Below are 8,183 nucleotides of genomic sequence, written 5' to 3'. Positions count from 1 at the left end.
GTCAGCAAGCGGAACAATGCGGGCCGTATAGATGAACCTAATGACACCGCTTAAGGCAGCACCATTCGGCGAAGCACCCGACCTTTGGTATAAATGCCCCATTTTAAACAATGAGTCGATTCCTCAGCCCTTACTGTCGCGGCTGGTTAGCGCGGTGCAAAAGGAGCCATAAGGAAACAGATATGACACAAATCCGTATATCTAACTGTACATCGATTGAAACTTGTTTAGAACTTCTCCATAAAAATGTCACAGCTAAGGAAACTGAATTTAAAGGAATAGCAATTGATATAAGCCTTGTCCGTTTGAGCATGGTTAATTCTTATAAAGATTAACTGTACGACAGGTATTGGACTGAACGAAAGGCATCGGTTTTTGATGCACCCAGTCCTGCTGAAAACCCCAAAAAAAAATTACAGTAACCTACAAATGATTGGTTTGGTATCGTTCAAATCAGTGAGTAATTTCCAATCATATCCATCGTGCTTTAGTTTGCAACATCGGATACAGGTAGGGGTTCTAAGCTTTTTTGGGTTCTGTCGAGATAATGAGGTCGTCTATTTGCGATTGAGAAGGAAGGTCATGGGAAAAAAAAGTCATGCCAGTTTTTATTTTGTTAACTGATTCTTCAAACCGTGTACCTTTTGATGTCATCAAATCAAGTGGTTGTTTTCCTGTAGCCGCATAGACAATACTCATAATTAAAAGTCCTGGAAGAATCAAGGTTAGAAGGGTTGCAGCTATAATTGCAATCCCTAAAATAAATTCTCCGGTTGACTTCCTGGTATCTTGGCGAATTAAATCAATATTTTTCCCCATGGGTGCATTCTCTAACGTGTGGTTTTTATCTAAGAAGGTATAGAATTCTATAATTTTATCCTTATTAGGTTTGTCAGAATTTAGTGAAGCGAATAGACACAGTAGGATGGGTTGTATAGTATTGGCATTCTCACTATCCTTTAAGTCATCTAGATAGATTCTTGTTAAAGTGATTAATTCATTTACAATTACAAGGTTTTGTAATTCTGGATCGAGATAAATTCGATTATCTTGTAGATATGCAGCTACATGCTGAAACACACTCAATTTATGCTTTTCATAATCCCCCAAGGTTAGCGCACACAGCTCTTTGAATACTTGTCCGATATTTTTGGCTACCTTGTGAGAGGCTAAATGACCTCCATGGCCATCATAAACTCCTACCAGAACAGGTGGAGTATCTTTAGTAATGGTTTGAATCGCCACTGAAATGTTATCGTAAGAACGATCTGTCAATGCTCTTTGGCAAAGACAATTAGCTAATTCGTTCTGGGGCAATTTTCCAGGAGCACGCAACCTTTTCAATGTATCAAATAAATAGCTTTCATGATTCTTTTTGTTTTGTTTGTCGTCTCCTGCGCCATCAGTAAAGCCATCACAAGTGGTAATGATTTGAATAGACCCGATTTGAGAGGGATCAAGTTTTAAATCCCGAGTTATTTGATCGACATTAGTAATATCAATAGTGGCTTCTGAACTGACTCCAACTCCTTTGTAAATTTTATCACCAATGGACCTAGAAGGAGCTAAAACTCCATTTACTCTTTCATCTTGGACAAATCCTCCATTATTTTGTATGCGCAAAGCTTCTTGTTTGTCCGACGCTTTATGGGTTACGCTATTTAACCGAGTTACACCTAAGGCATTTCCATCTTTATCATAAACCACTGCAAACGATGCTGAATCAGCAACGGTTGCGGTAATAAGGTTACCTTTGCCATCATAAACTGTGGTTGAAGCGGTTGTTCCAGCTTCCAAGTCAGGTGTATCAAGTAGTTGATAACTTGTCCATAAGCGATAGCCAATTTCTATTGGGCTTAGTTGTTTTAAGGAGTCTTTAGGGGTTAAGTCATTTGCACTGAGTACATGCCATGCCAGTGCATCTTCTTGAGTTTCTCGCCCTCCTATGATTTCTACATATCCAAAACTATAGTCATTATTTAAACCCTCTGCTCTTGATGCATCAGGTTCCGATGTAGAAATTATTTCTGGCATTTCTTATTCCAAATTGAATTTTCATAGAATGCAAAATCTGAATCATTAATAATCATAATTATAGTACCTACGGTTTTTTTTAGTTTTTCGCTAATTTAGTTTTCAGCTTTTCACTCCAAACTGGAGTTGACTTCATTTCTAACGCCTATTTTTGAGGGGTTTAGTTGAGAAAATTCTAATTTTTGCAGTCGGTGTATTTCTCCGAACAGTCACACAAAATGTAAAGTGAAGCCTATTCAACGACGTACTTATGGATTTGGAAATCTTGGTAATTTTGACTTGCATAAGCATTTAAAGTATAATAAATGAACAATATGATTTTCAGTGCGCAGTAAATCCCATGCATTTCTTTCTCAATTATGGTGGTCCAGGTGGTCACTGGACTTCCGAGGATTCACGTTTAACATCTCAGCTAGATCGTTCATGCAGACAAACTTATGGAATGCCGAACCGTAAAGTCCAGTATGTAGTTAAAGGTATTACTGTCACCGTTTACACTTATGGAATTCACAGAGCGTTGAGTTTGGATCTCCCAAAGAGGGCTTCCTCAGAAAGCATTGATGCATTTAAGAAAGCAAAGAAAGTAGGAGAGCAAATCTGTACTACTGAATACACTTTCTTAGGTAACAACTGTGTTACAGCCGTAGCTAATGTACTAAATACCCTTGATAGCAGAATAACACCAAGGGATATGGTTTTGCCTTGGAATTTAGATAAAAATATAAAAAAATACGGCAAATACTACCCAGAAAAGACTGTGGCTGGTGATTTTATTGCCAAATATACAGAAATTGCTAATCGCGAATTCTTTTCTTTTGTGAGAAAACGTCACTGGACAGAAAAAACCATAAATTCTAATCAAGACATTATTGATCACGCCTATGGCAAAACGAGCGGCACAGGAGAGCGAACGAAATCTACCCTTATTGAATTAGGTTGGGTAAAAGAAGACACAAATCATGTCTTGCGTCCTACCAACAAAGCCCCCCATGAATTTAAGGTAGGACTCGAAGAGTTTAATCTTCAGCATGAAAAAATGCTTAACTTAAAAAGACTTTATAAAACCGAAGCAGGATTTTTTTCACGCAATGCCAGGGATTTTTTTAAAGATAATCCCGATTATGACACCGCTTTAAATCGTATAAGACAACAAGCTATTAAAAACCCTAATGGTGCTTCTTCGAAAGTACTCCAAACAATCAGAAATACAACGATCCGGGGGTGAAAACACAATGAAATCCCCAAAAAACAGAGTTATCATTATTTAAACTGAGAGGCTTAATGCTTTAAAAGGTGGTTTAAATATGCCTTATGACTATTTTGATCCGAGACATGGAACACTTGCTAGACGACTAGATGTAGCTTTTGAAGTTTATTTCTCACCGCCACTACCCGATCAAGAATCTCAAATGAGGGCTAGATAGTCTGCGCTGTTATTTCTGCTTCATTGGTATGCTGGTCTGCAAAGCTCGTCAATCAGTGTTAGGTAAAAATTAAGACGGTTCTAATAAGTCTACCACAGAAGAATGGGCATATTCCTTAGCAAGATCTAACGCAGTTGCTCCATCATGATTAGTAAGGGAACTGTTTGCACCTGCATTTAATAACAGCTTCACCACTTCACTATGTCCATATTCAGCAGCAAACATCAAAGCGGTACATCCTTTGTGATTACTTTGATTAATTTCCACGTTAGCATCTAGAAGTGCTGCTACAACGTCTGTTTGTCCATACTCTGAGGCTAACATCAGTGCACTAGTGCCATTTTTACCCAGTTGATTGATGTCCATACCCAGCTTAATGAAACGCCTGATTGCATCAATATGTCCTTGCCCTGCAGCGTAGAGCAAGGATAATAAATCATCTCGACATTTTTCTATCATCTTTATTTTTTTCCTGGAATTGAAGACGTGGTCCAATCAATACGGGGAATAGACACCCCAATCATGGTATCTCGCGTTACAATGGTTGCTAATTTTTCTTCGCTCCATCCTTCAGTGCCAGCCGGTCGCATGGGTAGAATCATGAAACGTGATTTTTGATTTGAGTCATGCACGCGAACCTCTACATCCGGAGGGATAATCGTGCCAAATTCCGCCAAAACTTCTCGTGGCCAACGAACCAATCGGCGACGATAGTTAGGTCTTTCATACCAAGCAGGTGCGAAACCTAATACTGGTCTTGGATAACAAGAGCACAGGGTGCAAACCATCGTATTATGTAGTTTTGGGGTGTTCTCAAACACAACGAAATAAGTATAATCACTAGGTGTTCCTGTGCCAGTGGGTTTCAGCCAATCAATTCCCATCTCTTTACAAGCCGCAACCCCATCTGCAAGTAGTCTCTTTTTGAACTCAGGGTCGACCCAAGCACGTGCAACAACACGAGCTCCTCCAGGTGCAGTCTCCATGCTATCATGCCATTCCATAAAACGACGATAATCTTCGGCTGAAAATAATCCCTTTTCAATCGCCAATTCTCGAATGGTTGCCTCTAGAACAGTAAACTCAAAAGCTTCATCATTCTCTTCTATTTTGTCATGTTCATGTTTATGGTCGTGTTGCTTACTCATTGTGAATTCTCCCTAAAATTTAAGTCGTATCTATACACTATCTAGCCAGCGCTCAGAAAATTCTGTTTCCAAGGTGTCAAATGGTTGGCCTGTATAGTCTGACCATAAATCAGCAAGTTTAAATCGCACCATGTAAAAGGGTTCAGCTCGACCGTCTTCTCGTCCCCAAGCTTCGTCCTCAGGAATAACCCAGTCTGGTCTTAGCATCACAACTTCCCCTATGCAATTACGGGTATAACCCTGTGTGCGGGTGTGGAATAATGATGGTAAATCTTTGACAATCACGCGATCACCAATTTTAAATTTATTCATTTTACATAGCCCTCACGTCGACGTATTTCATCCATTTTTTCAATTAATTCATCGGGTGTTATATATCCTTTCTCAATAAGCATTTTGGCTGTTGCAAGCAACCATCTTGCGTAATAAGGGGTTCCAAAATAGATGGTTTCACCCAAATCATTTTCGCGGCGTCGTCTTTCTTCAGCATTCCAATGTCCTCGCCACGCTAAACACTCAGCGACACAATGAGTACTTTTTTCCCAAAATGCGGTTTTATGTTCAGATTTGTCTAATGGTCCATCTGGTTCACCGCCTACATCATGGACGACATGCAATATAGCTTGAGCCTGTTTTTGGGTAATCGTTAATGGGAGATCCATGTTTTTACTGGAAGTGACTCGTGCTAGGAGCTCCTCATAGTCCTTGGATGCTTTTTTACTCATACCATTCTCCTAGAGTAATATTAATGATACTTTATAGATAACCATTAAATCCTAATTTAACTATAGAACAGGATCGCTAAAAGTATATAATAACTGTTCTCATTTTGATGGAGCACCTGATTCAGTAACAGGCAAATAAAGGGAGAGATACTATGCCTAAAAGTAAAAATACGTCCTTAATGACTTTCTTCATAACTACATTAACAGTCTTAATACCATCGTTGGCTTGTGCCCATCATGCTGAATTTATGCAAAATGAACCGTTTATTCAGGGCCTAAGTATGTCAATACACGGTTTAGATCATTTGCTATTTACTATTGCAGTGGGAATTATTGCTGCTCAAATAGGCGGTAAAGCGTTATGGAGCATACCTTTAGTCTTCACTATCGCTATTTTATTCGCTGGCCTTTTAAATGTTTCTGGTTTAGCAATTCCATTACTCGAATATGGAATTTTGGGTTCGCTTATAGTCTGTGCCGCCTTATTATCATTAAATACTGGTTTATCTTTACTGTTGACATTATGTCTTATCGCTTTCTTCACTGTCTTTCAAGGAAGTGCCTTAATGCCGATTGATGGGTTTGTGCATAATGTTCCTTTCTTTGTTGCCGGATGCTTGGTTTCAGCTCTTGTTGTTTTAAGCATTGGGGTAGGGCTAGGTCTCGTTATTTCGCGAATCAATTCTTCCCTATTTCGTTATGTGGGCGTTATGTTATTAGTTGTGGCAGTTGTATTGGGTGTTTACCCTGAACTTAATGTCTCAATCGTTGATTATTTGGAAGCATAACTAAATAACTGGGCTATGTCGCATACAATTTATTGATCCGGTGGAGTTGGTGAATTTTTCTGGAGTATGGATTATGCTCAGTTTCAAGTGGATCATATCTACTTCTGAACGTTACTATGGGGAAGCAGCATCAACTCGTCCAGCGTGTCCCCATCGTGTGTTTGAAAACAATGAACGACAGAGCCCAATCGAACCACTCAATTAAGATAACAGGTTATATACAAACTCTTTTGGGATTGCCTTCACTATAGTTATCATCATTTTGATTGAGTGATCTCTTTTGATTTGGCTGGATGGGTTGAAAGAAAAGATCGGAGGAGACAGCAGTGTGGATTTCTTGTTGTTTTAAGACAATCAGATTTTGGTTTAATTCAACTATACTTCCCATAATTTTCAAATAAGCCACCACGACCTCTTGTTCTGTTAATACTCCTTCAAGACACCCTCTTACTAATTCTAGAAGGGGGTGGAGTATTTGAGTCTCAAGCTGTTTTAGGCATTGCATCAAATCCCAGTTTGCAGGAGTAGTTTTGGAGTCCATACGCAATTGTAAGAGACGAATCGCATATTCATCACAAAAACTCCTTAACCAAAGCATAAATTCTTTCGTTAGCAGCTTAGATTGTTCTAGAGGAGCAAAATAGTTTGCAGCGACATTACTTTCTTTTACATAATTATTCATATCCCTGTATGCCTTTAGCTTCAATGCTATTTCAACAGATGAGAATTTCTTCATAGCATCAATGGATTTTGGGCTTTGAGCAACAAAGTCTCTCAAAGAATTGAAAATTTGTACTCCATATGCATTAAAAATAAATGCCATCTCTCCTAAGTTCGGAAATAATAGATTTCGATGAATAGGGTTTTTCATTTCGGCTTCTATCTTTTTGGCTAGTTTTGCTAATCTGGATTCTTCTTTCAAAAAATCAACATATAAGTCCAGTCCATTCATTAATTCCTGGATTTCTTCGGTTGATAGTGAATTCCTATCTCGTGTGGAAAAGATTTTCCAAAACCCAAGAGTTCTAAAGTTGTCCATTTGAGCAGTGTAGTTTTTTTCAAGCTTACCTAAGTTATAGAGAAACTCAACCGCTAGTAAGAATTGCCGAAAATAACGCTCGATTTTGGGGGTACTTTCTTTTGATCTGGAAATAGCTTGCACCCCCTTTAAAAAATCAAAATCATCCAAGCGTGGAACTTCTATTTTTTTATTGTTAATGATGCAATAAACACAATTTAGATCATGTTGGTCTTCCGGGAGTTGGCTATTCCACCAGTTAATTAATTGCGCATTTATGGCTGACTCTTCAATTTGCTCAGGTAACGTCAATTGATGTTGACCTTCAATTCCTGGCCTGTAAGAGGTATATCCATTTTCTATTAACCATTCTAGAACTTCTTGTTCTGATTTTCCTTTTAGTATTTTTTGCAAATCTAAAGTCTTATGATTTTCGATAGAAATGACTTGTGCAAAGGAAGACCAATTACCACCGAGGAGAACTTCATGATCCGTTCGCCAGCAATTTTGTCCTAATTCGACATCAACTTCATCAGTATAAAATAACTGGGGTATATTCTTTTGATAAAATGGCAGTTCCCATACACTACCCTCTACACGTTTTGGTTTTTTATCCTCGTCAAAACCTCGGGTTCCCCCATTTAGTTTTACTATTTCAGAAATTCCCGAGGGTAAAAAAATAAAATGAATATAAGAGGAGTTAGATAGGCGAGCATAGTCCAATACACTTTGTAAACCGTAACCCTTTGCAAAGTCGAAAGTACTTAAAAATCCTGAGCTTGTATATTCCTGACTTTCTAATTCTGAATTTTGGAGGCTCAAGTGATAAGCCGGAGCAACACGGTAATTACCTAATCTTAGATTTTCAATGTTTGCATTTTTATCGGTTCTTATAAACAACTTAAGCGGACGTTTGTTGCTCTGTTCTGGACTCACTCTAAACATCACATACCTCAGTACACCAAAGATCCGAACAATTATAATTCATTCACTAATTATGATCAATGTGAGCATTAATAAATCACATGTTCAGCAAGAGGTAAGCA

The 8,183-nt window shown here is 38.4% G+C and carries 8 protein-coding genes; 2 read left to right on the top strand and 6 right to left on the bottom strand.

The genetic code is table 11. The features are described 5' to 3' along the window. Nucleotides 1-519: 519 nt before the first annotated feature. Nucleotides 520-2,034 carry a PP2C family serine/threonine-protein phosphatase gene (locus Lwal_RS16830; protein ID WP_065235677.1) on the bottom strand — a complete coding sequence of 505 codons (1,515 nt, stop codon included), beginning with the start codon at nt 2,032-2,034 and terminating at the stop codon, nt 520-522. Nucleotides 2,035-2,374: 340 nt separating this feature from the next. Between Lwal_RS16830 and Lwal_RS16735 the strand changes: the two genes are divergently transcribed. Beyond that, nucleotides 2,375-3,259, top strand: a complete 885-nt coding sequence (locus Lwal_RS16735) for a hypothetical protein (protein ID WP_058481914.1) — start codon at nt 2,375-2,377, stop codon at nt 3,257-3,259. 268 nt (nt 3,260-3,527) lie between these two features. On the opposite strand, the gene Lwal_RS16730 is transcribed toward Lwal_RS16735, so the two are convergent. The 4 genes from Lwal_RS16730 to Lwal_RS18095 are packed head-to-tail and all read right to left on the bottom strand — an operon-like array spanning nt 3,528 to nt 5,331. Continuing rightward, a complete protein-coding gene (locus Lwal_RS16730; protein ID WP_058481913.1) occupies nt 3,528-3,917 on the bottom strand; it encodes an ankyrin repeat domain-containing protein in 390 nt (129 codons plus the stop codon). Between the two features lie 2 nt (nt 3,918-3,919). Further along, nucleotides 3,920-4,606, bottom strand: coding sequence for a thiocyanate hydrolase subunit gamma (gene scnC, locus Lwal_RS16725; RefSeq protein ID WP_058481912.1), 687 nt, complete (start codon nt 4,604-4,606; stop codon nt 3,920-3,922). A 30-nt stretch (nt 4,607-4,636) separates the two neighbouring features. Next, nucleotides 4,637-4,918 (bottom strand): SH3-like domain-containing protein, encoded by a 282-nt coding sequence (locus tag Lwal_RS18100; protein ID WP_058481911.1) that lies wholly within the window; start codon nt 4,916-4,918, stop codon nt 4,637-4,639. Beyond that, the gene (locus tag Lwal_RS18095) at nt 4,915-5,331 is read right to left on the bottom strand and encodes an SH3-like domain-containing protein (protein ID WP_058481910.1); all 417 of its coding nucleotides are present in this window, start codon (nt 5,329-5,331) and stop codon (nt 4,915-4,917) included. Before Lwal_RS18095 ends, Lwal_RS18100 begins: the two co-directional genes overlap by 4 nt. A gap of 152 nt (nt 5,332-5,483) precedes the next feature. On the opposite strand from Lwal_RS18095, the gene Lwal_RS16710 reads away from it, so the two are divergent. Then, nucleotides 5,484-6,119 carry a HupE/UreJ family protein gene (locus Lwal_RS16710; protein WP_058481909.1) on the top strand — a complete coding sequence of 212 codons (636 nt, stop codon included), beginning with the start codon at nt 5,484-5,486 and terminating at the stop codon, nt 6,117-6,119. A gap of 214 nt (nt 6,120-6,333) precedes the next feature. On the opposite strand, the gene Lwal_RS16705 is transcribed toward Lwal_RS16710, so the two are convergent. Further along, entirely contained in the window at nt 6,334-8,082 is a 1,749-nt protein-coding gene (locus tag Lwal_RS16705; RefSeq protein WP_058481908.1) for a hypothetical protein, read from the bottom strand. Nucleotides 8,083-8,183: the final 101 nt, after the last annotated feature.

Source organism: Legionella waltersii, from assembly GCF_001468085.1.
GTDB classification, from domain to species: Bacteria; Pseudomonadota; Gammaproteobacteria; order Legionellales; family Legionellaceae; genus Legionella; species Legionella waltersii.
This window is presented reverse-complemented; position numbering and strand designations above follow the sequence as displayed.